This window comes from Haemophilus sp. HN_Hi10 (assembly GCF_049821985.1).
Classification (GTDB): Bacteria; Pseudomonadota; Gammaproteobacteria; order Enterobacterales; family Pasteurellaceae; genus Haemophilus; species Haemophilus influenzae_D.
Genome location: NZ_CP187495.1, coordinates 642,289 through 666,900, shown reverse-complemented (window position 1 = coordinate 666,900; position 24,612 = coordinate 642,289). Strand labels below are relative to the sequence as shown.

At 37.8% G+C, this 24,612-nt stretch carries 27 protein-coding genes; 14 read left to right on the top strand and 13 right to left on the bottom strand.

What is annotated here, in order from left to right; genetic code table 11:
- Positions 1-3 precede the first annotated feature (3 nt).
- Positions 4-1,011, top strand: coding sequence for a Holliday junction branch migration DNA helicase RuvB (ruvB, locus tag ACPT8Q_RS03340; RefSeq protein ID WP_011961739.1), 1,008 nt, complete (start codon positions 4-6; stop codon positions 1,009-1,011).
- 51 nt (positions 1,012-1,062) lie between these two features.
- Here the strand turns inward: ruvB and ACPT8Q_RS03335 are convergent, their stop codons facing one another.
- The 4 genes from ACPT8Q_RS03335 to proC form a co-directional block, all read right to left on the bottom strand.
- Entirely contained in the window at positions 1,063-1,350 is a 288-nt protein-coding gene (locus ACPT8Q_RS03335; protein WP_005656308.1) for a DUF5339 domain-containing protein, read from the bottom strand.
- A gap of 171 nt (positions 1,351-1,521) precedes the next feature.
- Positions 1,522-2,415 (bottom strand): site-specific tyrosine recombinase XerD, encoded by an 894-nt coding sequence (gene xerD / locus ACPT8Q_RS03330; protein ID WP_050948990.1) that lies wholly within the window; start codon positions 2,413-2,415, stop codon positions 1,522-1,524.
- 29 nt (positions 2,416-2,444) lie between these two features.
- Entirely contained in the window at positions 2,445-3,611 is a 1,167-nt protein-coding gene (locus ACPT8Q_RS03325) for a 3-phenylpropionate MFS transporter (protein WP_005660002.1), read from the bottom strand.
- Positions 3,611-4,426 carry a pyrroline-5-carboxylate reductase gene (gene proC / locus ACPT8Q_RS03320; RefSeq protein ID WP_050948989.1) on the bottom strand — a complete coding sequence of 272 codons (816 nt, stop codon included), beginning with the start codon at positions 4,424-4,426 and terminating at the stop codon, positions 3,611-3,613. Before proC ends, ACPT8Q_RS03325 begins: the two co-directional genes overlap by 1 nt.
- Before the next feature lie 65 nt (positions 4,427-4,491).
- Here proC and rdgC point away from each other — a divergent pair, with 65 nt between their 5' ends.
- The gene (gene rdgC / locus ACPT8Q_RS03315) at positions 4,492-5,400 is read left to right on the top strand and encodes a recombination-associated protein RdgC (protein WP_050948988.1); all 909 of its coding nucleotides are present in this window, start codon (positions 4,492-4,494) and stop codon (positions 5,398-5,400) included.
- Between the two features lie 49 nt (positions 5,401-5,449).
- On the opposite strand, the gene ruvX is transcribed toward rdgC, so the two are convergent.
- The 6 genes from ruvX to ampD form a co-directional block, all read right to left on the bottom strand.
- The gene (ruvX, locus tag ACPT8Q_RS03310; protein WP_050948987.1) at positions 5,450-5,869 is read right to left on the bottom strand and encodes a Holliday junction resolvase RuvX; all 420 of its coding nucleotides are present in this window, start codon (positions 5,867-5,869) and stop codon (positions 5,450-5,452) included.
- Entirely contained in the window at positions 5,869-6,429 is a 561-nt protein-coding gene (locus ACPT8Q_RS03305; protein ID WP_005654097.1) for a YqgE/AlgH family protein, read from the bottom strand. The genes ruvX and ACPT8Q_RS03305 overlap by 1 nt, the downstream gene beginning before the upstream one ends.
- Positions 6,426-7,163, bottom strand: a complete 738-nt coding sequence (gene rsmE, locus ACPT8Q_RS03300; protein WP_005691816.1) for a 16S rRNA (uracil(1498)-N(3))-methyltransferase — start codon at positions 7,161-7,163, stop codon at positions 6,426-6,428. The genes ACPT8Q_RS03305 and rsmE overlap by 4 nt, the downstream gene beginning before the upstream one ends.
- A gap of 49 nt (positions 7,164-7,212) precedes the next feature.
- Positions 7,213-8,742 carry an apolipoprotein N-acyltransferase gene (gene lnt, locus ACPT8Q_RS03295; RefSeq protein WP_076773244.1) on the bottom strand — a complete coding sequence of 510 codons (1,530 nt, stop codon included), beginning with the start codon at positions 8,740-8,742 and terminating at the stop codon, positions 7,213-7,215.
- Positions 8,743-8,764: 22 nt separating this feature from the next.
- Positions 8,765-9,664 (bottom strand): CNNM family magnesium/cobalt transport protein CorC, encoded by a 900-nt coding sequence (corC, locus tag ACPT8Q_RS03290; protein WP_050948985.1) that lies wholly within the window; start codon positions 9,662-9,664, stop codon positions 8,765-8,767.
- Between the two features lie 631 nt (positions 9,665-10,295).
- Complete coding sequence (ampD, locus tag ACPT8Q_RS03285) at positions 10,296-10,850, bottom strand: 1,6-anhydro-N-acetylmuramyl-L-alanine amidase AmpD (protein WP_005691822.1); 555 nt, start codon at positions 10,848-10,850, stop codon at positions 10,296-10,298.
- A gap of 114 nt (positions 10,851-10,964) precedes the next feature.
- On the opposite strand from ampD, the gene ACPT8Q_RS03280 reads away from it, so the two are divergent.
- The 4 genes from ACPT8Q_RS03280 to ACPT8Q_RS03265 are packed head-to-tail and all read left to right on the top strand — an operon-like array spanning position 10,965 to position 14,711.
- Entirely contained in the window at positions 10,965-11,414 is a 450-nt protein-coding gene (locus tag ACPT8Q_RS03280; RefSeq protein ID WP_005691824.1) for a prepilin-type N-terminal cleavage/methylation domain-containing protein, read from the top strand.
- Positions 11,411-12,805, top strand: coding sequence for a GspE/PulE family protein (locus ACPT8Q_RS03275; protein ID WP_005691826.1), 1,395 nt, complete (start codon positions 11,411-11,413; stop codon positions 12,803-12,805). The genes ACPT8Q_RS03280 and ACPT8Q_RS03275 overlap by 4 nt, the downstream gene beginning before the upstream one ends.
- Positions 12,802-14,022 (top strand): type II secretion system F family protein, encoded by a 1,221-nt coding sequence (locus ACPT8Q_RS03270; protein WP_050948984.1) that lies wholly within the window; start codon positions 12,802-12,804, stop codon positions 14,020-14,022. Before ACPT8Q_RS03275 ends, ACPT8Q_RS03270 begins: the two co-directional genes overlap by 4 nt.
- A complete protein-coding gene (locus ACPT8Q_RS03265) occupies positions 14,019-14,711 on the top strand; it encodes a prepilin peptidase (RefSeq protein ID WP_050948983.1) in 693 nt (230 codons plus the stop codon). The genes ACPT8Q_RS03270 and ACPT8Q_RS03265 overlap by 4 nt, the downstream gene beginning before the upstream one ends.
- A 53-nt stretch (positions 14,712-14,764) precedes the next feature.
- Here ACPT8Q_RS03265 and rho read toward each other — a convergent pair whose 3' ends face one another.
- Complete coding sequence (gene rho, locus ACPT8Q_RS03260) at positions 14,765-16,027, bottom strand: transcription termination factor Rho (RefSeq protein ID WP_005629550.1); 1,263 nt, start codon at positions 16,025-16,027, stop codon at positions 14,765-14,767.
- Between the two features lie 247 nt (positions 16,028-16,274).
- Between rho and metJ the strand changes: the two genes are divergently transcribed.
- Positions 16,275-16,592: a met regulon transcriptional regulator MetJ gene (gene metJ / locus ACPT8Q_RS03255; protein WP_005631186.1), complete on the top strand. Its 318-nt coding sequence runs from the start codon at positions 16,275-16,277 to the stop codon at positions 16,590-16,592.
- A gap of 13 nt (positions 16,593-16,605) precedes the next feature.
- Here the strand turns inward: metJ and cueR are convergent, their stop codons facing one another.
- Positions 16,606-16,992, bottom strand: a complete 387-nt coding sequence (gene cueR, locus ACPT8Q_RS03250) for a Cu(I)-responsive transcriptional regulator (RefSeq protein ID WP_005648963.1) — start codon at positions 16,990-16,992, stop codon at positions 16,606-16,608.
- Positions 16,993-17,068: 76 nt separating this feature from the next.
- Between cueR and ACPT8Q_RS03245 the strand changes: the two genes are divergently transcribed.
- The 7 genes from ACPT8Q_RS03245 to ACPT8Q_RS03215 all read left to right on the top strand — a co-directional run bounded on the left by ACPT8Q_RS03245 (position 17,069) and on the right by ACPT8Q_RS03215 (position 23,145).
- Positions 17,069-17,275 carry a heavy-metal-associated domain-containing protein gene (locus tag ACPT8Q_RS03245; RefSeq protein ID WP_012054944.1) on the top strand — a complete coding sequence of 69 codons (207 nt, stop codon included), beginning with the start codon at positions 17,069-17,071 and terminating at the stop codon, positions 17,273-17,275.
- 85 nt (positions 17,276-17,360) lie between these two features.
- Entirely contained in the window at positions 17,361-17,567 is a 207-nt protein-coding gene (locus tag ACPT8Q_RS03240; protein WP_005666693.1) for a heavy-metal-associated domain-containing protein, read from the top strand.
- Positions 17,568-17,640: 73 nt separating this feature from the next.
- The gene (locus ACPT8Q_RS03235; RefSeq protein ID WP_005666693.1) at positions 17,641-17,847 is read left to right on the top strand and encodes a heavy-metal-associated domain-containing protein; all 207 of its coding nucleotides are present in this window, start codon (positions 17,641-17,643) and stop codon (positions 17,845-17,847) included.
- A gap of 85 nt (positions 17,848-17,932) precedes the next feature.
- On the top strand, positions 17,933-18,139 hold the full coding sequence (locus ACPT8Q_RS03230; RefSeq protein WP_005666693.1) for a heavy-metal-associated domain-containing protein: 207 nt from the start codon (positions 17,933-17,935) through the stop codon (positions 18,137-18,139).
- Positions 18,114-20,282: a heavy metal translocating P-type ATPase gene (locus ACPT8Q_RS03225; protein WP_425622306.1), complete on the top strand. Its 2,169-nt coding sequence runs from the start codon at positions 18,114-18,116 to the stop codon at positions 20,280-20,282. Before ACPT8Q_RS03230 ends, ACPT8Q_RS03225 begins: the two co-directional genes overlap by 26 nt.
- A 222-nt stretch (positions 20,283-20,504) precedes the next feature.
- Positions 20,505-21,743, top strand: coding sequence for an HAAAP family serine/threonine permease (locus ACPT8Q_RS03220; protein WP_005660694.1), 1,239 nt, complete (start codon positions 20,505-20,507; stop codon positions 21,741-21,743).
- A gap of 34 nt (positions 21,744-21,777) precedes the next feature.
- Positions 21,778-23,145, top strand: a complete 1,368-nt coding sequence (locus tag ACPT8Q_RS03215) for an L-serine ammonia-lyase (protein WP_021035711.1) — start codon at positions 21,778-21,780, stop codon at positions 23,143-23,145.
- A gap of 125 nt (positions 23,146-23,270) precedes the next feature.
- Here ACPT8Q_RS03215 and mtr read toward each other — a convergent pair whose 3' ends face one another.
- Positions 23,271-24,527 carry a tryptophan permease gene (gene mtr / locus ACPT8Q_RS03210; protein WP_074040246.1) on the bottom strand — a complete coding sequence of 419 codons (1,257 nt, stop codon included), beginning with the start codon at positions 24,525-24,527 and terminating at the stop codon, positions 23,271-23,273.
- Positions 24,528-24,612 lie beyond the last annotated feature (85 nt).

Genomic DNA, 24,612 nt, shown 5'->3' with positions numbered 1-24,612 from the left:
GATATGATTGAAGCAGATAGAATTATTAGTGGGCAAGCTAAGGTTGATGAAGATGTTATTGACCGCGCTATTCGCCCTAAACTATTAGCAGATTATGTTGGGCAGCCGCAAGTACGCGAGCAAATGGATATTTTCATCAAGGCTGCCAAACTCCGTCAAGATGCCTTAGATCATTTGTTGATTTTTGGCCCTCCCGGTTTGGGAAAAACAACCCTTGCTAATATTGTGGCAAATGAAATGGGCGTGAATATTCGTACGACATCGGGGCCAGTATTAGAAAAAGCGGGCGATTTGGCTGCAATGCTAACTAATCTTGAACCGCACGATGTATTATTTATTGATGAAATCCATCGACTTTCCCCTGCGATTGAAGAAGTCCTTTATCCAGCAATGGAAGACTATCAATTAGATATTATGATTGGCGAAGGGCCAGCTGCTCGTTCTATTAAATTAGATTTGCCACCTTTTACTTTGGTTGGTGCGACCACTAGAGCGGGTTCTTTGACTTCGCCATTGCGTGATCGTTTTGGTATTGTGCAACGTTTGGAGTTTTATTCTGTAGAAGATTTAACCTCTATCGTGGCACGAAGTGCTGGCTGTTTAAATCTTGAATTAGAACAGCAGGCCGCTTTCGAGGTAGCTCGTCGTTCACGAGGCACACCTCGAATTGCAAACCGTTTATTACGACGCGTGCGTGATTATGCAGATGTACGCAATGGGGGAGTAATTTCGGTAGATGTGGCAAAACAAGCGCTTTCAATGTTGGATGTAGACGATGCTGGATTTGATTATTTAGATAGAAAATTGTTGTCTGCAGTTATTGAGCGTTTTGATGGTGGACCTGTAGGGCTGGATAATCTTGCTGCTGCTATTGGCGAAGAACGTGATACCATTGAAGATGTTTTAGAGCCTTATTTGATTCAACAGGGTTTTTTACAAAGAACGCCACGTGGACGTATTGCAACATCGAAAACTTATCGCCATTTCGGTCTGCAGAAATTATCAGACTAGATAAATTTAACTACTAAAAAAGCCTTATTGTACTCAATAAGGCTTTTTTAATTACTCACTATAACTTTTCAAATTACTTAATTTTGCTAAACCCACTTCACAACTTTTTAACTGAGTCGCTAATTCCATTTGAAGAATTTGTTGTTTGCTTTGGTTTAGTTTACTTTTGATTTTATTTACTTGAATGTGGGTTCCAGGTTGTTTTTCTGCTTGGGCAATCAAATTTTCTGTTTCTTTAAATAATTGCTCACATTGTTTAGGTATTAAATTAGATTCGGCTAAAACAGAAGTTGAAAATAAGCATAAAAGTGCGGTAAAAAAAAGCGTGATTTTTTTCATTTTAGAATCCAAAATTACTTTTCGATAGAATAAATGTCGAAATTTTTCGAAAGATAGCAAAATATGCTTGAACTGTCTAATTTTTTATTCAAAATTTGTGATGTGTGTCAAATTAATTAATCAATAAGAAATCCACAATCAATCTTTAAACTATAAAAATTTACCCCGAAATTATCCTCTAGGATGAAATCTTTCATGCAATCGTTTCAATCTCTCTTTTGCCACATGAGTATAAATCTGTGTTGTGGATAAATCTTTATGTCCTAGCAACATTTGCACCACACGTAAATCCGCACCATGATTCACTAAATGCGTAGCAAAAGCATGGCGAAGAACGTGAGGGGAAAGTGTATCCGCATCAATATCCGCGAGAATGGCATAATGTTTTACACGATGCCAGAAAGTTTGACGAGTCATTTGCTGTGCGCGCTGACTTGGAAACACAACATCAGAACTCTGCCCATTTAAGAGAACAGGACGACCATAAAGTATAAATTGACGAACCCAATAGGCAGCTTCTTCCCCCATTGGTACAATACGTTCCTTGTTCCCTTTACCAATCACGCGCACCACGCCTTGTTGTACGCTCATATTTTCAATCGTAAGCGAAACTAACTCCGTTACACGAAGCCCCGTTGCATAGAGCAACTCTAACATTGCTTTATCTCGTAACTCCAAAGGCACGTCCACATCTGGCGTATTGAGCAAATCTGACACTTGTTGCTCAGTTAAATATTTTGGCAGACAACTGGGTAATTTAGGCGAACTTAGCACCGCACTTGGATCATCCACTCGGTATTTTTCCCGATATAAATATTGGAAAAGTTTACGCATTGCACTTAACATTCGCGCGGTGCTAGTGGCTTTGTAACCTTTCTCCAAACGTTCACCCAGAAAACCTTGCAAATCTACAGCATCTAAAGTTTCCAAAGACAAGTCATTTTTATCCAACCAATCACAAAGTGCGGTTAAATCCAAACGATAAGATTGAACGGTATTTTCTGAAAGCCCTTTTTCAATCCAATATTCATTAAGAAACAAATCAATAAGCGCAAGATTTTTCATATTACTTTTCTACAAGGAAGCGATGCGTCCTATTTATGCTGAACAATCAAAAAGGCATTTAACTTGCGTGGAATCACAAAAAATGCAGCAGCCGCGATGATACTCATCAATACAAATGTCATCGCTGGCGACGTTGGATAAATCGTTCCCGCAATCGCGGTAAAAATGGCAATTAACACACCATTGGATAAACCATTATACAAACCTTGTAATTTCGCAATATGGCTTTGCGGTTGCGTAGTGATATAGCGAACAATCGCATAATGGCACACGGCATAAGTCAAACTATGCATAAGTTGCAATAAGAATATCAACCAAAAATCTTCAATATATCCCATTACAGCCCAGCGTCCAACGCACGCAATCGCAGAAATATAAAGCAGCACGCTGATAGAAATATTTTGAAATAAGCGACGAGAGAAGAAAAATAATACAATTTCTGCTAATACGCCAATGCCCCAAAGTAAGCTAGTTTGAGAAATGGAGATCCCAATACTTGTCCAATAAATCGTGCTATAAACATAATAAGCCGCATGAGAGCCTTGAATGAGTCCCACTGCAATCATTACTCGCAATGTCATTGGATTTTTCAGTAAAGCAATAAAACCAATATGATTTTGATCGCTGCCTTCAGGTATTTCATCTTTTGGGGGAATGGTCGGTTTTAAAAGCTGAATGATGGTATAGAAAGATAAAAGTGCGGTTAAAATCCACACGATATTTTGCTCGCCAACCCAGCCAATCATGCCACCAAACACCACTACGCCAAGGATAAAGGCAGCAGAGCCAATTAAACGTACTTTGCCGTAATCTAAGCCGATTTGGCGTTGCCAAGTGGATGCCAACGAATCCCCAATTGGCATTCCTGCTGAATTCACAGAGGCATATAAACCAATAGCAATAAATAACAACCAAAAATTATGTGCAACTAAACTCATTGCCGCCATAATAATGGCCGATGCTAACGCCAATAGGCGTAAGGAATTAATAATATGATTGGCTTTTTTAATCAGCGATGAAAAAAATAATCCGCCCGCAAATCGGAAAATATAAGCACTCCCGATAACTAAGCCAATCATTTCTTCGCCATATTGTTGTGATTTCAACCATGCGGGGAAGAACGGCAAAAATACGCCATAAGCGCAGTAGTAACCTAGAAAGCTCAGTGCGAGCCAATAAAAAGGACGAAGTTGCATCAGAATAAAGTTTCCATTTCTTGTGAACGAGATAAACAAGCCTGCATAGCTTGCTCTATTATTTGATTAAAATGTTGTGCGTCAAATACGGCTAACGCTGCCGCGGTGGTGCCGCCTTTTGAAGTAACATTTTCACGCAAAGTTGAAAGTGCAATTTGCGGATTTTCTGCTACCATTTTTGCTGCACCGAGCATTGATTGCTGCACTAATTCACGGGCAGTTTTTTCATCAATATTCATTTTAATTAAGGCTTTCTGCATTGCTTCTAGCATTAAAAAGAAATAAGCTGGGCTACTTCCTGAAGCGGCAGTTACTGCGTGCATTTGAGTTTCATCATCCACCCAAACCGTTCTTCCCACTGCCCCCAATAAATCTTTTGCAAAAGTGCGGTGATTTTCGCTCATATTTTTCGGTGCAAATAAACCTGCCATGCCTTCGCCCACCAATGCGGGCGTATTTGGCATAACACGCACTACTGCGTTCGCACTTGGAATTAATGCGTTCAAGCGTTCAGTTGAAATCCCCGCAGCAATGGAAATTAATAATTTATCGGAAAAATCCACCGCACTTAGTGGCGAACAAACTTCAGCCATCATTTGAGGTTTTACCGCAAGCAATACAACTTCCGCTTTGATTACGCTTTCCACATTATTTTCAGAAGTTGTCACGCCAAGATTGGCAAAAAATGCTCTTTTTTCCTCATTCGGATCATTCACAATAATTTGCTCGGCAGGATAACCTTGTTTCAACAAGCCAAGAATAATAGCCTGTGCCATATTACCGCCGCCAATAAAGGCAATCAATTTGTGTTGCATCGTTTTTCCTATTGTTATGGGCTATAATGCTACACATTTTACCCTATATTTAAGGAAGTGTTACGATGTGGTTCAAAAATTTAATGACTTATAGACTGACTAAACCGCTAGATTGGGATCTTGCACAGCTACAAACTCAACTGGAAGATTGTCAATTTCATCCTTGCGGTGCTCAAGATCAAAGTAAATTTGGATGGTCTGCTCCATTACGAGGAAGTGATTTACTCTATTTTTCTGTTGGAAAACAAATTCTATTAATCGCCAAAAAAGAAGAAAAAATCTTGCCAGCAAATGTGGTCAAACGTGAACTTGATGAACGCATTGAAAACCTTGAACAAAAAGAAAATCGCAAACTTAAAAAGGTAGAAAAACAGACATTAAAAGACGATGTTGTGATGAATTTATTACCTCGTGCATTTAGTAAAAATCAGCATACGGCACTGTGGATTGATACGGAAAATAATCTTATTCATATTGATGCCGCATCGAGTAAACGCGCAGAAGATGCACTTGCATTACTGCGTAAATCCCTAGGCTCGCTTCCTGTCGTGCCTTTAGCCTTTGCTAATGAACCCAGCACGATTTTAACCAATTGGATCCTTCAAGATAGCTTACCGCATTGGTTACTTGCATTAGAAGAAGCCGAGCTTCGCGGCAATCAGGAAGACAGCGTTATTCGTTGTAAAAAACAACCCTTAGAAAATGAAGAAATTCTCGCACTTCTGCAAGATGGCAAAAAAGTAGTAAGTAAATTAGCCTTAGAATGGGAAGATACCTTAACTTTCGTTTTTAACGAGGATTGCACCCTCAAACGTTTAAAATTTGCAGATAGTATACGTGAAAAAAATGATGATATTCTGAAAGAAGATTTTGCACAGCGTTTCGATGCAGATTTTGTACTGATGACTGGTATTTTAGCCAAACTCACCGAAAATTTATTAGATGAATTTGGTGGCGAAAAAACGAGATTATAAAATCGCGCTTTAATCATTCTGAAATGAAGTTTATTTTTACAATGTAAACCTAATATTCAGCGTATTCAAACCAGCTCTCTAAAATTAAACAGGCTGAAATACCATCGACTTTGCCTTTTTTTAATGCTTTAAAACCACCACGTTCAAAAATCTCACTACGAGCTTGCGTGGTGGTTAGTCGTTCATCTTGTAAATGGACATTAACCCCAAAACGACCTTGTAAACGATTCGCAAATTTACGAGCCAGCAAAGTCAAATTTTGTTCTGTTCCGTCCATATTTAAAGGAAGACCAACAATGACAACATCTGGCTTCCATTCTTGCAAGCATTTTTCGATCGCTTCCCAATTTGGCATACCATCTTGTGCCTTAAAAGCGGGCAAGGCTTGTGCTGTACCTGTAATACTTTGCCCTATGGCACAACCGATACTTTTAGTGCCAAAATCAAAAGCTAGAGCGGTAATTCCCATTAACTATGCCCCACTTGCGCTAAGGCAAAATTATAAGGATGAATACCAAGTAACTGATTGGCTGCCATATAACGATCTTCATAGGGCATATCAAATAAAATTTGATCCTTAGATGACGCCACCAACCACGCATTATCGCTGATTTCTTTTTCTAACTGACCAGCCCCCCAGCTTGAACATCCTAGTGCAACAAGATATTTTTCAGGTGCAAAAGTTGAACCGAGCGTTTCCACTACATCAGCGGAGGTTGTCATTGAAAGTTCCTCTGTGACTTTATAAGTATGCTGAAAGGCATTAAGCGTATTCTTATGTAAAATAAACCCTCTTTCTGTATGCACAGGCCCGCCTGCGACCACCATTTCGTTACCAAAAGTGCGGTCATTTTTCATCATAAAATTGAGTTTTGAATAAAGTTCCGCAATGCTTAAATCTGTCGGCTGATTAATGACCAAACCCATTGAACCCTGTTCATTATGCTCACACATAAATACTACCGTGCGATTAAAATAATCGTCTAAATGTGGCATTGCGATCAAAAATTTTCCTTGTAATTCCATCATTCGCCTAAATCCCCAAAACAAATTTGTAATGCAGTTATCGCTGCAAGTGATGCAGTTTCAGTACGTAAAACACGTTTTCCTAATAAAATTTCTGTAAATCCTTGCTGTTCAGTTTGTGCAATTTCTTGTGCAGATAATCCACCTTCCGAGCCAATTAATAAACGAACACCCTCAGATGGAATACTCGGTAAGGTTTTAATAGAATAGTGCGCGCGTGGATGTAAATTCAATTTCAATGCACCATCATTTTCTGCACACCAATCTTGCAATTTCATCAATGGACGAATTTCTGGCACGCTATTACGACCGCACTGTTCGCAAGCTGCAATCGCAATTTTTTGCCATTGTTGGATTTTTTTATCCATTCGCTCTGCATCAAGTTTTACGCCACAGCGTTCTGACCATAATGGAGTAATCACATTTACCCCCAATTCTACGGATTTTTGAATGGTAAATTCCATTCGTTCTCCGCGAGAAATCACTTGTCCTAAATGGATTTTTAAATTGGATTCTTTATCCGCAAGCTCACGCCCTAAAATTTCTACTTTTACGGACTTTTTATTTGACTCAATAATTTTTGCTGGATAAATATGATTAGAATCATCAAAGAGTTCAAGCTGTTCGCCTTCTGTCATTCTTAATACTCGAGCAACGTGATTTGCTGCGTCTTCTGAAAGATAACATTGAGTTTGATTTTCAAGGGATATTGGATGATAAATTCTTGGTATGCGCATAATGTTTATTTATATGAGTGAAAAAGTGCGGTCATTTTAACTGGTGTTTTTATCGGATATTCATCTTGCGACGAATAAACGCCATCATACTATGCAAGAGTAAAAACAATAAAGACAAAGCATACAAAGGCATATTTCCTAATACAGAATAAGGGGTTTTGCCTTCCGCAGGTGCAATTTTATAAGTCAAAGTTGTTTCAATAAATTGTGGTGCCTGCGCTAATACCTTACCTTGCGCATCAACAAAAACTGAAATTCCTGTATTCGTTGCACGAATAAGCGGTTTGCCTAATTCTAAAGCACGCATTCTTGCCATCTGTAAATGTTGCCAAGGCCCGATAGAATCGCCAAACCATGCATCATTAGATAACGTGAGCAAATAATCCGTATCTTGTTTCAAATTTTGTCGCACTTGCTCGCCGAAAATAATTTCATAACAAATTGCTGGCGAAAAAGCACGTTTTTTTGCGATTAAAGAGGGTTGAACTGCCTCCCCACTTTGAAATGCTGACATTGGTAAATTAAACACTGAATTAAGTGGTCGCAAAATACTTTCTAGCGGAACATATTCCCCGAAAGGCACAAGATGATGTTTATTATAACGATTTGGCGTATCTGGTTGATAAGGAAAATCTGGGTTTCCTGCAGTCATAATTGAATTTAATAACTTACTAGATTTCGTATCTTGGAATACAGTTCCAACCATAATTTCCGTTTTCGTTTCTTTAGCTGCACGCTCTAATCCCTCAAAAAATGGCGTAATCGCATTTTCAAGCGTTGGCAAAGCTGATTCAGGCAAAATAATTAAATCAGTTTTACCAAGATTTTCTGTGATTAATTTTTGATAAATCGCCAAAGTAGAATAGAAATAATTAGGATCCCATTTAAGATTTTGTTCAATATTACCTTGTGCAAGCGTGACTGAAATTGCCTTATCTTCAACAGATTTTACAAAGTGAATTTGCGATGAATAAGCACTTAATCCCCCCATGATAATCAATAACAAAGCATTCGCTAAAACTAATTTAAGGTTTTTCGTTTTAAACAAAGAAGAAACGAGATTAAAAATGACCGCACTTGCCCAAACAGTAAAGAACGTTAATCCTGTTACGCCAAAAATAGGGGCAATGCCATAAAATGGGCTGTCAATTTGTGTATAACCAAATTGAAGCCAAGGAAAACCAGTAAAAATCCAACCCCGTAAAAATTCTGTCAATGTCCAAATCACGGCAAAAATTACCGCACTTTGCACTTTGAAACGCTGAACCAAATAGGTAAATAGCATTGGATATAGTGCAAGATAAGCCGCAAGTAAACCGACAAGGAAATAACTTACCCCTAAAGACGCACCACCAAATTGATGAATGCTGACATTAAGCCAACTTACTCCAAAGCAGAAAAATCCCATCGCCCACAAGAAAGTGGATAAAAGTGCGGTGGATTTTTTAGGATTTTTAGCGACATAAAGTAAACCGAGTAAAGAAACATAAGCCAAAGGCCAATAATCAAATGGCGAAAAGGCAAAAACACCGAGTAAACCTGATATAATCGCAATAAGATAAGTAAAATATTTATTCATAAATTTAATTGATAATAAAACCCTATTCAGATTTTTCATCTACATTATTCATTTCTGCCAAATGTTCATCTGGCACTGTGACTCGAAGTTGAATTAATCGACGACTATCTGCAGAAGTCACTTTAAATTGAAGATTTTTCAAAATAATTTCTTCCCCACGTTTTGGTAAATAACCAAAAGTCTGCATAATCAGACCGCCAATGGTATCCACTTCTTCATCATCAAAATCCGTATTAAATTGCCCATTGAAATCATCAATATCGGTGAGCGCACGCACTGCATAGGTATGACGAGAAAGCTGACGAATATCCGCAACCTCTTCTTCATCAAATTCATCTTCAATATCGCCAACAATTTGTTCCAAAATATCTTCAATGGTAACAAGACCTGATACCGCACCAAATTCATCCACCACAATGGCCATATGAAAACGCTCTGAGCGGAAATCTTTCAACATACGATCCACTCTTTTGCTTTCTGGCACAATCACGACGGGGCGCAATAATGAAGATAAATCAAAGACTTCCGCATCTTCACGTAAAAATTTTAATAAATCTTTTGCGTGCAAAATGCCCACTATATTATCGCGATCATCCGCATCGGCAATCACAGGAAAACGAGAATGAGCGGATTCAATAATTGTGTTTAAACAAGTATTTAAATCTTGTTGATCTTCAATAAAAATAATTTGTGAACGAGGAATCATAATATCGCGAACACGAAGTTCCGCAATTTCCATCACGCCTTCAATCATTTCACGCGTATTTTGATCAATTAAATCATTTTGTTCTGAATCGCGAATCACTTCCACAAGTTCTTCACGATTTTTTAATTCGCCTTGAAAAAAGCAACCAAATAAAGATTGGAAAAAAGGTTTTTTTGTATTTTCAGATTGGTTTGAATTTTGCTGTTCGTCGTTCATATTGATTTGTGTTTGATGTCTTATTGACGGCGAAAAAGTATCATATTTTGGAAAAAATCGCAAAAATCGAAAAGACGAAAATCAATAAAAATAACCGTACATTGGGTTTAAACCTAAAGTGCGGTTAAAAATACACAATTTTTACGGAGAGGGGAAAATTCTAGACAACAAAATATTCTTATTTTGTTTATATGACGAAAAGTATCTATGTTGTGGATAACTTGTGAATAATGGATTTTTGATTGTGAATTGATCTCGTAAAAAGAGGGCAAAGATCCTTATCACATCAAACTTCAAAATAAATCGGGTTATTTGTAACCAAAAGATCTTAAATAAAAATAAACCGCACTTTTTACATACAAAAATGGAAGAAAATGCGGTAAAAAAATACAATTTTTAAAATGGCTTTATTCACAAAAGATCTTTTTACCATCTCTTTGAGTTATTCAATATTTCTGTGGATAAAATTGTGGTTGAGAAAATCTGTAATGTTGTATAACTCAAATTAACTTTTTTAATAAAATTTCAGCTTTAAATTTATTCCTTTTAATTCAACTGGTTAGAAGTAAAAGAATGAACGCATTTAGAATACACAGAATACCCAAAATTTGATGTTTAATTTTTATACAGATTATTTCACACTGGATAAATAACGTTCCCAATCAAAATATTGACCAGGATCGATCTTACGTCCTGGCGAAATATCACAATGTCCAACAATTCGATCTTTCGTAATCTTCGGGTAACTTTTCATTATTACATTGGTAAGTTCTTGCAATGAAAAATATTGAGCGTCGGTAAAAGGCTGTTCATTACTCCCCTCCAACTCAATTCCAATGGCAAAATCATTACATTTTTCTCGTCCTTGAAAACTCGATACGCCTGCGTGCCAAGCACGATCATTAAAATTGACATATTGCGTAATTCGCCCATTTCGTTCGATCAAACAATGGGCAGAAACACGCATTTGATAAATTTCTGCAAAATAAGGATGGATCTTAGGATCTAATTTCCCTTGAAAAAAATCATCCACATATCCGCCACCAAATTGTTCTGGCGGCAGACTAATATAATGAATAACTAATAAGGAAATATCCTGCGGATTTGGGCGTTTATCAAAATGCGGAGATGGAATTTGCCGACAATCGGTCAATATACCTTGTTCAATATCTTTTAGTTTTTGCATACATTTTTCCTTTTTTTGCGATCAGGATCGCAGAAAAAGTGCGGTCAATTTTACAAACAAATTTTTCCTTTTCACAATGTCGTTGCCAACAAAGGCTTAATAAAAGGAAAATGAATGAAATTAACAACACTGCAAACCTTGAAAAAAGGGTTTACATTAATCGAGCTAATGATTGTGATTGCAATTATTGCTATTTTAGCCACTATCGCAATTCCTTCTTATCAAAATTATACCAAAAAAGCTGCGGTATCCGAATTACTGCAAGCTTCTGCGCCTTATAAGGCTGATGTGGAATTATGCGTTTATAGCACAGGCAAACCTTCTACTTGCTCAGGAGGAAGCAATGGAATTGCAGCTGATATTACAACAGCAAAAGGCTATGTAGCCTCAGTGAAAACTCAATCAGGTGGTATTACAGTAAAAGGGAATGGCACATTGGCAAATATGGAATATATTTTGCAAGCTAAAGGTAATGCTACAGCAGGTGTAACTTGGACAACAACCTGCAAAGGAACGGATGCCTCTTTATTTCCAGCAAATTTTTGCGGAAGTGTCACAAAATGACGAGCTATGCTTTACTTCATACTCAGCGTGTAATTGCTCAAAATGGCGAAGTATTTACGATCTCGCCAGATTTATGGGAACGCAATCAGCAACAACAATCCTTGCTCTTACGTTATTTTGCTTTGCTACTTAAAGAAGAAAATAATCGTCTTTGGCTAGGGGTTGATTCTCTCTCCAATCTTTCAGCCTGTGAAACCATTGCGTTTATAACGGGAAAACCTGTCGAACCAATTTTGTTAGAAAGCAGCCAACTCAAAGAACTGTTACAACAACTTACTCCGCGTCAAATGCAAGTGGAAGAACAAGTTAAATTCTATCAACATCAAGAAACCCATTTTGAACAAGAAAATGATGAACCTGTTATCCGCTTACTTAATCAGATTTTTGAATCTGCCTTACAAAAAAATGCCTCTGATATTCATTTAGAAACCTTGGCTGATCAGTTTCAAGTGCGGTTTAGAATTGATGGTGTTTTACAACCACAACCCTTAATAAGCAAAATATTCGCCAATCGTATTATTTCACGCTTAAAATTACTGGCTAAATTAGATATTAGTGAAAATCGACTTCCACAAGATGGGCGGTTTCAATTTAAAACGACTTTTTCCGATATTCTTGATTTTCGCCTTTCAACCTTACCAACCCATTGGGGCGAAAAAATCGTGTTGCGAGCGCAACAAAATAAACCAGTAGAACTTAGCTTTTCTGAATTAGGTATGACAGAAAATCAGCAACAAGCATTTCAACGCGCACTTAGCCAGCCACAAGGATTAATTTTAGTCACTGGTCCAACAGGAAGTGGAAAAAGTATCTCACTTTACACCGCACTTCAGTGGCTAAATACGCCTGATAAACATATTATGACAGCGGAAGATCCCATTGAAATTGAGCTGGATGGCATTGTTCAAAGCCAAATTAATCCACAGATTGGACTAGATTTTAACCGCCTATTGCGCACTTTCTTACGCCAAGATCCCGATATTATTATGTTAGGCGAAATTCGCGATGAAGAAAGTGCAAGGATTGCATTACGTGCGGCACAAACTGGGCATTTGGTGCTTTCAACTTTACATACCAATGATGCAATTTCTGCCATTTCTCGCTTACAACAACTCGGTATTCAGCAACATGAAATTGAAAACAGTTTACTACTCGTCATTGCACAGCGTCTTGTACGAAAGCTTTGTTCAAAGTGCGGTGGAAATTTAGCAAATTCTTGTGATTGCCATCAAGGTTATCGAGGTCGAATCGGCGTGTATCAATTTCTACATTGGCAGCAGAATGGCTATCAAACGGATTTTAAAAATTTACGTGCGAGTGGTTTAGAAAAAGTTAATCAAGGAATAACAGATGAAAAAGAACTTGAACGTGTGCTAGGTAAAAACTCATGACTAAAAAACTCTTTTATTATCAAGGTAGTAACGCATTAAATCAGAAACAAAAAGGCTCAATTATTGCGGATACAAAACAACAAGCACACTTTCAATTAATAAGCCGCGGGATTACTCACATCAAATTACAACAAAACTGGCAATTTGGGGCAAAGCCCAAAAATTCAGAAATTAGCGAATTACTCAATCAATTAGCCACGTTGCTACAGTCCGCTATTCCGTTAAAAAACAGTCTGCAAATTTTGCAACAAAATTGTACTCAAATTGTACTCAATGAATGGCTTGAACGACTACTTCAATCTATTGAAGCTGGTTTAGCATTTTCACAAGCCATTGAACAACAAGGGAAATATCTCACACAACAAGAAATTCAACTGATTCAAGTGGGAGAAATGACAGGCAAACTAGCCGTAGTTTGTAAAAAAATAGCCACACATCGCAGCCAATCTTTAGCATTACAACGTAAATTACAGAAAATCATGTTGTACCCCTCAATGGTGTTAGGAATTTCTCTATTATTGACACTCGCATTACTGCTTTTTATCGTGCCTCAATTTGCTGAAATGTACAGTGGCAATAATGCTGAGTTACCAACAATAACTGCAATATTGCTCTCTATATCCAATTTTCTTAAGCAAAATATTGGCATTTTGCTATTTTTCGTTTTGAGTTTTTTTCTATTTTATTATTTCTATTTAAAACGCCAGACTTGGTTTCATCAAAAGAAAAATCAACTTATTTCTATCACGCCTATTTTTGGCACAATTCAAAAGCTTTCACGTTTAGTGAACTTTAGTCAAAGTTTACAAATTATGTTGCAGGCCGGCGTACCGCTTAATCAGGCACTAGACAGTTTTCTTCCTCGCACACAAACTTGGCAAACCAAGAAAACGCTTGTAAACGATATGGTATTAGATAAAGAAGTGCGGTCAATTTTGCAATGGGTTTCTCAAGGCTATGCGTTTTCTAATAGCGTAAGTAGCGATCTTTTCCCGATGGAAGCACAACAAATGCTACAAATTGGCGAGCAAAGCGGAAAACTCGCTTTGATGCTAGAACATATTGCGGAAAATTACCAAGAAAAACTTAATCATCAAATTGACTTACTCTCACAAATGCTAGAACCATTAATGATGGTAATCATCGGCAGTCTGATTGGGATTATTATGATGGGAATGTATTTACCTATCTTTAATATGGGATCAGTTATTCAATGATTTACTTCACAATGTTTTTATTAGGCGGCATCTTAGGGATCGCATTGTGGTTCTATCTATCTGGTTTTATTACGCATTTGCAGCAAGAGATTTATGCGACTTACGTTGAATTATTTCCACAAAACCGTTCTCCATTTCAACCGCACTTTGCCTCTATTCAACAAAAAAAGTGCGGTCATATTTTGAGGTATTTTTTTAGTATTGGGGTTGGATTTATATTTTTACAAATTGCCTTCAAAGATTCTATTTTTACTGTATGGATCGGACTCACACTTATTATTCTTTGGACAATCAGTTATCTTGATTGGCACTATCAACTTATTTCTACGACACCCTGTTTATGGTTACTTACTCTAGGATTATTTGGAGCAGACAATAACTTTTCATTGCTAACGTTATCTGAAAGCATAAAAAGTGCAGCTAGTTTTTTTATTGTTTTCTACGCAATCTATTGGATTGCAAAATGTTATTACTGCAAAGAAGCCTTTGGACGGGGAGATTATTGGCTAGCAATGGCATTAGGAAGTTTTATTCATTTAGAAACCTTACCGCACTTTTTATTATTAGCCTCAGTGCTTGGAATATGTTTTTCGCTTATTCATAAAAAGAAAAAAGAATTTATACCTTTTGCCCCTTTTATGAACTTATCGGCTATCATCATTTATTTCGTCAAATATTACGGATATTAAAAAGGGGAAAACATAATATTTTCCCCTTGTTCTTCATAGAAGTGCGGTTGCTTTTACGAACGTTTCATCACTTCAAAAAACTCTTCGTTGGTTTTCGCCATCATCAGCTTATCAATCAAGAATTCCATTGCATCCACTTCATCCATTGGATTAAGAATCTTACGAAGAATCCACATTTTTTGTAATTCATCAGATGTTGTGAGTAAGTCTTCTTTACGAGTACCAGAGCGTTTAAAGTCAATGGCTGGGAATACGCGTCTTTCTGCAATTTTACGAGAAAGGTGTAATTCCATATTACCTGTACCTTTAAATTCTTCGAAAATAACTTCATCCATTTTCGAACCTGTATCAACTAGTGCTGTGGCAATAATCGTTAAACTGCCGCCTTCTTCCACATTACGTGCAGCTCCAAAGAAACGTTTTGGACGATGCAACGCATTAGCATCCACACCACCAGACAAAATTTTACCTGAAGCTGGGGTTACCGTATTGTAAGCGCGCGCTAAACGAGTAATAGAATCAAGCAAAATGACCACATCTTTTTTATGCTCTACTGAACGTTTCGCTTTTTCGATTACCATTTCAGCCACTTGAACGTGACGAGTTGCGGGTTCATCAAAAGTAGAAGCAATGACTTCGCCTTTTACTGAACGTTGCATTTCTGTCACTTCTTCTGGGCGTTCATCAATCAATAATACGATAAGTTCCACATCGGGGTAATTATGCGTGATACTTTGCGCAATATTTTGCAACAACATTGTTTTACCCGCTTTTGGCGGAGCTACGATCAAACCACGTTGACCTTTACCAATTGGGGATGCTAAATCCAAAATACGTGCGGTTAAATCTTCTGTTGAGCCATTGCCTCGCTCCATTCTTAAACGCGAATTAGCGTGCAATGGCGTTAAGTTTTCAAATAAGATTTTGCTACGAGAAACTTCAGGTTTGTCATCATTAACTTGATCAACTTTTAAAAGTGCGAAATAACGTTCGCCTTCTTTTGGTGGGCGAATTTTACCTTCGATTTTATCACCAGTTTGAAGATTAAAACGACGGATTTGACTTGGGGAAACATAAATATCATCAGGGCCTGCAAGATAGGAACTGTCGGCAGAACGAAGGAAACCAAAACCATCTGGTAAAATTTCTAACACACCACCGCCGAAAATATCTTCGCCACTTTTGGCGTGCTGTTTTAAGATTGCAAAGACAATATCTTGTTTACGCAAACGAGCTAAATTTTCTAAGCCCATTTGCTCCTCACCGAGTTTCACAAGATCAGAAACAGGCGTATTTTTAAGTTCTGTTAAATGCATAATGAATAAATGTTGGAATTAATAAGAATTGATTATTCGAATGGTGGGCTTGCACCCTTTGAATGGCGCGTAAATTACCACTAAAACCCTACGCTGTCTAGCTTTTATTAGCATTTAATATAAAAAATTACCGCACTTTTTTTAAGAACTTATTTTGGAAGTTTAGCCGTCTAGATTGTTATTTATTTGATTTTTAATTAGAATACGGACAATTTGTAAGGTTATCAATAAGCACTTAAGGGAAATTATGGCGAATTGGGACGGAAAATATATCAGCCCTTATGCAGAACACGGCAAAAAAAGTGAGCAAGTAAAAAAAATTACAGTATCTATTCCCATTAAAGTACTGGAAATTTTGACGAATGAACGCACTCGCCGCCAATTAAAAAGTTTACGTCACGCAACTAACAGTGAATTGCTTTGTGAAGCATTCTTACACGCATTCACAGGACAACCTTTACCCACCGATGCAGATTTAATGAAAGAGCGTAATGATGAAATCCCTGAAGATGCCAAAGTGCTTATGCGTGAATTAGGTGTCGATCCAGAAAGCTGGGAATATTAACCGCACTTTTCACTTATCCGTTCAAGCCATTCAAAATTAAACATTCAGGGTTGTCATTGCCCTGACAACTGTCGTGCCAGTGCTGCAATTTTTGTACCATTTTTTGTAACTGTTCTATTTGTTGATTTAATGTCGCAATATGTTGAGCAGTTAGCACTTTCACTTCTCGGCAGCTACGCTTAGGATTATCTTGTAGTGCTAATAATTGTGCGATTTGATGTAACGAAAACCCAACATTGCGTGAGTGTCGAATAAAATGCAACCTTTCTAAATCACTTTCTCCATAATTTCGATAGCCTGACAAACTGCGAACAGCGGGTTTAATTAACCCTATTTTTTCATAATCACGGATTTGTTTTGTAGATAAACCTACTAATTTTGCGGCTTCACTAATATTCATAAAAAACTTCTTGACCTTAACCTTATGTAAAGGTTTATAGTTTAACCATCAATAAAACAACTAACAAGGAGTAAAAATGAAAACTATCACATTAAACATAAAAGGCATACATTGCGGCTGTTGCGTAAAAAGTCTTACTCAAGTTTTAACTGAATTAGATGGTGTACAATCTGCTGATGTGCAATTAGAGGGTAAAGCAAATATTACTTTTGATGAAAATCGAGTCAATATTGCACAGTTGATTGAGGTCATTGAAGATGCTGGATTTGACGCCACAGAGTAAAAAAATTTCGATTCAGATTGGTGGGATGACCTGCCAATCTTGTGCCAATCGCATTCATCAATAAAACAACTAACAAGGAGTAAAAATGAAAACTATCACATTAAACATAAAAGGCATACATTGCGGCTGTTGCGTAAAAAGTCTTACTCAAGTTTTAACTGAATTAGATGGTGTACAATCTGCTGATGTGCAATTAGAGGGTAAAGTAAATATTACTTTTGATGAAAATCGAGTCAATGTTGCACAGCTGATTGAGGTCATTGAAGATGCTGGATTTGACGCCACAGAGTAAAAAATTTCAATTCAGATTGGTGGGATGGCCTGCCAATCGCATTCATCAATAAAACAACTAACAAGGAGTAAAAATGAAAACTATCACATTAAACATAAAAGGCATACATTGCGGCTGTTGCGTAAAAAGTCTTACTCAAGTTTTAACTGAATTAGATGGTGTACAATCTGCTGATGTGCAATTAGAGGGTAAAGTAAATATTACTTTTGATGAAAATCGAGTCAATGTTGCACAGCTGATTGAGGTCATTGAAGATGCTGGATTTGACGCCACAGAGTAAAAAAATTTCGATTCAGATTGGTGGGATGACCTGCCAATCTTGTGCCAATCGCATTCATCAATAAAACAACTAACAAGGAGTAAAAATGAAAACTATCACATTAAACATAAAAGGCATACATTGCGGCTGTTGCGTAAAAAGTCTTACTCAAGTTTTAACTGAATTAGATGGTGTACAATCTGCTGATGTGCAATTAGAGGGTAAAGTAAATATTACTTTTGATGAAAATCGAGTCAATGTTGCACAGTTGATTGAGGTCATTGAAGATGCTGGATTTGACGCCACAGAGTAAAAAAATTTCAATTCAGATTGGTGGGATGACCTGCCAATCTTGTGCCAATCGCATTGAAAAAGTTTTAAATAAAAAACCATTTGTGCAACAAGCAGGCGTAAATTTTGCTGCCGAAGAAGCACAAGTTGTATTTGACGCTACGCAAGCAAGCGAAGCTCAAATTATAGAGATTATCCATAAAACAGGTTTCTCTGCCCATATCAAACAAGCCAACGAATTACCAATAGAAGAAAATACATCAATCCCTTGGCGATTAATCGTACTTTGGATAATCAATATTCCATTTCTGATTGGAATGCTTGGTATGATAGGTGGCTCCCATAACTTAATGTTACCGCCGATTTGGCAATTTGCATTAGCGAGCATTGTGCAACTTTGGTTAGCCATTCCATTTTATCGCGGAGCAATCGGTAGTATTCGTGGTGGACTTACCAATATGGATGTACTGGTCAGCACAGGAACGCTCACTATTTATCTTTATTCTGCTTTCATGTTGTTTTACCACGCCAATCATGCAATGGGACATGTGTACTTTGAAGCTTCTGTTATGGTAATTGGTTTTGTCAGTCTTGGAAAATTTCTTGAAGATCGCACTAAAAAGCACAGCCTAAATAGCTTAAGTATGCTCTTGCAACTGACACCGAAAAAAGTCACTGTTTTACGTAATGAAAAATGGATTGAAATTGCTCTTGACCAAGTCAATATCGGCGAAATCATTCGTGCGAATCAAGGCGAGCGTATTGCGGCAGATGGCGTAATTGAAAGTGGAAATGGTTGGTGTGATGAAAGCCATTTAACGGGCGAGTCTCGTCCAGAAGAAAAACAGAAAGGTGGAAAAGTATTAGCGGGGGCGATGGTAACAGAAGGTTCTATTATCTATCGAGCAAATCAGCTTGGTAGCCAAACCTTACTTGGCGATATGATGAATGCATTATCAGATGCACAAGGTTCAAAAGCACCCATTGCTCGATTTGCTGACAAAGTTGCTTCCGTGTTTGTTCCTGTCGTTTTAGTGATTTCACTTGTTACTTTCGCACTCACTTATATTCTGACGAATGATAGTGTGTCTTCACTAATTCACGCGGTATCCGTGCTTGTGATTGCTTGCCCTTGTGCCTTGGGATTAGCCACACCAGCAGCCATAATGGTTGGTTTAGGTAAAGCAGTCAATGCTGGCGTATGGTTTAAAGATGCGGCTGCAATGGAGGAAACCGCCCACGTGGATACCGTTGTACTTGATAAAACTGGCACATTAACAAAAGGAGAGCTTGAAATCTCTGCTTTATGGCAGCCACAAAGTGCGGTGTATTCTGAAGACGATTTGTATCGTTTTGCAGCAGCAGTTGAACGACAAGCTAACCACCCAATTGCAAAAGCTATTGTGCAAGCAGCAGAACAAAAAATGTTAGAAATTCCCACCGCACTTTTTTCAAAGATGGAAGTGGGTCAAGGCATTCAAGCCGAATTAGAACAAGTGGGAACAATAAAAGTCGGTAAACCTGATTATTGCGGTTTAATCTTGCCTAAAAATTTAGAGGATATTTGGCAAATTGCGAGCATTGTCGCAGTATCCATAAATGATGAACCCATCGGTGCATTTGCGCTGACGGATACTTTAAAAAACGATAGCTTGCACGCCATTCAACGCTTACAACAGCAAAATATTGATGTCGTAATTATGAGTGGCGATCAACAATCTGTCGTTGATTACATAGCAAAACAGCTCGGCATTAAGAAAGCCTTTGGTGGACTCAGTCCTAGAGATAAGGCGGAACAAATCCAAAAGCTGAAAGCTCAAGGTCATATTGTCGCAATGGTAGGCGATGGAATAAATGATGCGCCTGCTTTAGCCGCGGCAAACGTCAGTTTTGCGATGAAATCAGGTTCAGATATTGCAGAACAAACAGCCTCTGCAACGCTTATGCAACATTCGGTGAATCAACTTGTGGATGCGCTTTTTATTGCAAGAGCAACCTTGAAAAATATCAAACAAAATCTATTTTTTGCTTTGATTTACAATATTCTCGGCATACCCCTTGCAGCTTTCGGTTTTCTTAGCCCTATAATCGCTGGTGCTGCTATGGCGTTGAGCTCAATTTCCGTATTGATGAACGCCTTAAGATTGAAAAAAGTGCGGTTCTAATTTCATTTATTTTTATACGCAATCGGTGTCGTCATCGCACCGATTTTTTTGTCGCTGAAAATTACCGCACTTTTTATAAAAAAATTTTAACTTGATCACAATTTTAGAATTTGCTCTTTGAGATTCTCTATTTATTGGCATAACATAATACTCAAATTTAGTTGGAGCGGATTTTGCTCTACAAATTGACAAATTTAAGTAATTTATGCTTTGGAGCAAACTATGAAATCAACAGAAAAACTCAAATGGAACAAATTTGATGCAACGTGGATGTTAAACCTTTTCGGTACGGCGGTTGGCGCGGGCGTATTGTTCTTGCCGATTAACGCAGGGATGGGGGGATTTTGGCCGTTAGTTTTAATGGCAATTATCGTCGGGCCCATGACTTATTTTGCTCATCGTGGCTTAGCTTATTTTGTGCTTTCATCTAAAAAGCCTGGCAGCGATATTACTGAAGTAGTGGAAGAACACTTTGGTAAAACCGCTGGTAAACTTATTACCTTACTTTATTTTTTCGCAATTTTCCCTATTCTGTTAATTTACGGTAACGGTATCACGAACACCGTAGATTCTTTCATTGTAAATCAACTTGGTATGGCATCGCCAAATCGAGTTATTCTCTCTTTTGTATTAATTGCGGTATTGATTTCCGTGATGTTATTTAATGAAAAAGTGATGTTAAAAATCACAGAATGGCTTGTTTATCCGTTAGTCTTAATTTTATTTGTTCTTTCTATTTACTTAATTCCTGAATGGAATAGTGCCGTATTATATGAATTTCCAACAGCAGGTGGTTTCTTAACCACTTTATGGCTAACCATTCCCGTATTAGTATTTTCATTTAACCATTCGCCAGCGACTTCATCGTTCACTTGCTCACAATTCCGTGAATACAAAACGTTTGAGGGCGCAGAACGCCATATCAGCCATACAGAAAAAGGCGCTTCAACGATTTTATTATTCTTCGTAATGTTCTTCGTATTTAGCTGTGTATTAACACTAACACCTGAAGAATTAGTGGCAGCAAAAGAACAGAATATTAGTATCTTGTCTTTCTTAGCAAATAAATTTGATAATCCATATATCTCTTATTTTGGCCCGCTTGTTGCATTCTTAGCAATTACAAGTTCATTCTTCGGTCACTATATGGGGGCACGTGAAGGATTAGAAGGCTTATATTTGAAAATGAAAGGCGAATCTGTAAATCGTAAAAAACTCAATTATGCGACCGCACTTTTCTTCTTATTAACCTTATGGGGCGTTGCGATTATTAATCCAAGTATCTTAGGCTTAATTGAATCTCTTGGCGGCCCAATCATTGCGATGATTTTATTCATTATGCCAATGTATGCGATTCGCAAAATCCCAGCAATGAAACGCTACAGCGGACATTTCAGTAATGTATTTGTAACAATTATGGGACTAATTGCTATTTCTGCAGTTGTTTATGGATTATTATAATCGCTTTTAATTTTTAACGAATTTTGAGAAATTTATGATTAGCGTATTTGATATGTTTAAAGTGGGAATTGGGCCATCCAGTTCCCACACGGTCGGTCCGATGAAAGCGGGTAAACAATTTATAGACGACTTAATTAAACGAAATCAGTTTGAACAAACAGCTGAAATTCATGTGGATGTGTATGGTTCTCTTTCGATGACAGGGAGAGGTCACAGTACAGATATCGCCATCATTATGGGATTAGCGGGTTATTTACCACATAATGTGGACATCGATATGATTTCAGGTTTCATCGAGAAAGTGAAACAAACTGCGCTTTTACCCATTAATATTGATCAAAAAACGGTAAAATTTGATTTTGAAAATAATCTCATTTTCCACCGCACTTTTTTAAAATTGCACGAAAATGGCATGACAATTACCGCACTTGATGAAAATCGAACAGAGCTTTATCGCCAAACCTATTATTCGATCGGTGGTGGTTTTATTGTCGATGAAGCCCATTTTGGCAAAGAAGAAAAAACCACAGTTCAAGTGCCTTATCCTTACAAAAATGCCGAAGATATTTTGAAACATTGCAGTGATAACGGTTTAATGCTTTCCACTGTGATGTTGGAAAATGAAATCGCATTGAATGGCAAAGAGGCTGTCAGTGCTCATCTAGAGAATGTTTGGAAAACGATGCAGGCTTGTATTGAACACGGCATTCACACAGAGGGTATTTTACCCGGCCCATTAAAAGTACCACGTCGTGCGGCTTCACTTTATCGTATGTTGCAAGCTAATACGAATTTATCTAACGATCCAATGCGTGTGATCGACTGGGTCAATATGTTTGCGCTTGCTGTCAATGAAGAAAATGCAGCGGGTGGACGTGTAGTCACAGCTCCAACTAACGGTGCGTGTGGGATTATTCCAGCAGTATTAGCTTACTACGAAAAATTTATCTCGCCATTAACACCTGAAATCATTGAACGCTATTTATTAGCAGCAGGTATGATTGGTTCACTTTATAAAATGAACGCTTCGATTTCTGGCGCAGAAGTGGGTTGTCAAGGTGAAGTCGGTGTAGCTTGTTCAATGGCGGCTGCAGGACTTGCTGAAATTCTGGGTGGCAATCCACTACAAGTGTGCATCGCAGCTGAAATTGCAATGGAGCATAATTTAGGATTAACTTGCGACCCTGTCGGCGGTCAAGTTCAAGTACCTTGCATCGAACGCAATGCGATTGCTTCAGTTAAAGCAATCAATGCATCACGTATGGCTTTACGCCGTACCACTAATCCAAGAGTAAGCTTGGATAAAGTGATTGAAACAATGTACGAAACAGGCAAAGATATGAACGCTAAGTATCGCGAAACATCGCAAGGCGGACTGGCAGTGAAGATTGTTTGTAACTAATAAAAAGTAAAATAATTAAGGAGCTGATCTGCATGAATTAGTTGGACTACATAACCCACCTATAAGGTGCAGATCACTATTTAATCATTTAAATATCTTGAAAATTTAAATCCATTCTTTAAAACTTACCCAGTAAAACTTGCAAACCAACCTAAGTTTGCCCCAATTTGCGCCACAATATTTAATATGCCAAATAACATTATAAACCCAATCATAAAACTTCCTCCGTACACTTTATAAGTCGCATTTGGGAATTTTTGGCGACTTGCTTTGGCAAGAAGTGCAGGGACAATTGCAGCCCAAATTGTTGCCGCCAATCCAGCGTAACCAATGGCAATCACAAATCCATAAGGAAATTGCAGGCTTAGCAATAATGGTGGTAAAAAAGTAACAAGTGTTGTTTTTGTTCTGCCTAATAAGCTATCGTCAAATTTAAACAGATCGGCGATATAGTCAAATAAGCCTAAAGTTACACCTAAGAATGACGTAGAAATTGCCATATAAGCAAAGAAATTTAATACGACGGCAAGGTATTCTACTTCAATATATTTATGTAAAGCCTCTAATAATGCAGAAACATCGCCGCCTTTTTCAATGACTGGGGCAAATTCAGTGCGTGGTAAATTACCTTGCACAGCAAGCTGCCATAAAATATAAATTACGAGTGCTAATCCCGTACCAATAAAGATCGATTTCATCACACGACGACCATCACGATCGTAATATTTGACGAGACTTGGAACATTCCCGTGGAAACCAAAGGACACGAGACAAACTGGAAGTGCAGTCAATAAATAAGGTAAATATGTTTGTTCGCTTTGAGAGACCGTATTGAATAAAACTTCTGGTTTTACAGAGCTTAATAAACCAATGGTAGAAAGGAAAAAAGCGACCACCATCCCGACAATTAACACAGTTGTGAAACGGTCCACCGCTTTGGTTGAAAGCCACACGAAGGCTGCAAGGATAAGGCAGAAAATTAAAGATCCTGAAGTTCTTCCAATATCTACCGCACTTTCAGCAGAACTGAATGCTTGGCTGAGCAGATTTTGTGTAATGCCTCCGCCTGAGGTTATGTAGGCATAAGTCAAAACATATAAGACGAAAGCAACAGAAAGGCCGTTGATAATATTCCAACTTTTTCCTAATAAATCTTTAACGATGGTGTCAAAACTTGAACCTGTTGGATAATGCAGATTAGCTTCTAGGATCATTAATCCTGATGTCGTCATACAAAACCAAGTATAAATTAAAGCGAGAATCGAACCAATAAACCATACACCAGCCGTTGAAGTTGGGTTAGCCAGCATGCCTGCACCAATAGCTGTACCAGCGATGATCATCGCACCGCCTAAGAGAGAAGGGGATTTTTGTTGTGTCATAAAATGCCTCTAAAAAATAAATTTGCACTATTATAGTAGTGCAAAAGAAAAGTGCAATATATTTATATCGATAAAAAGGGGACAT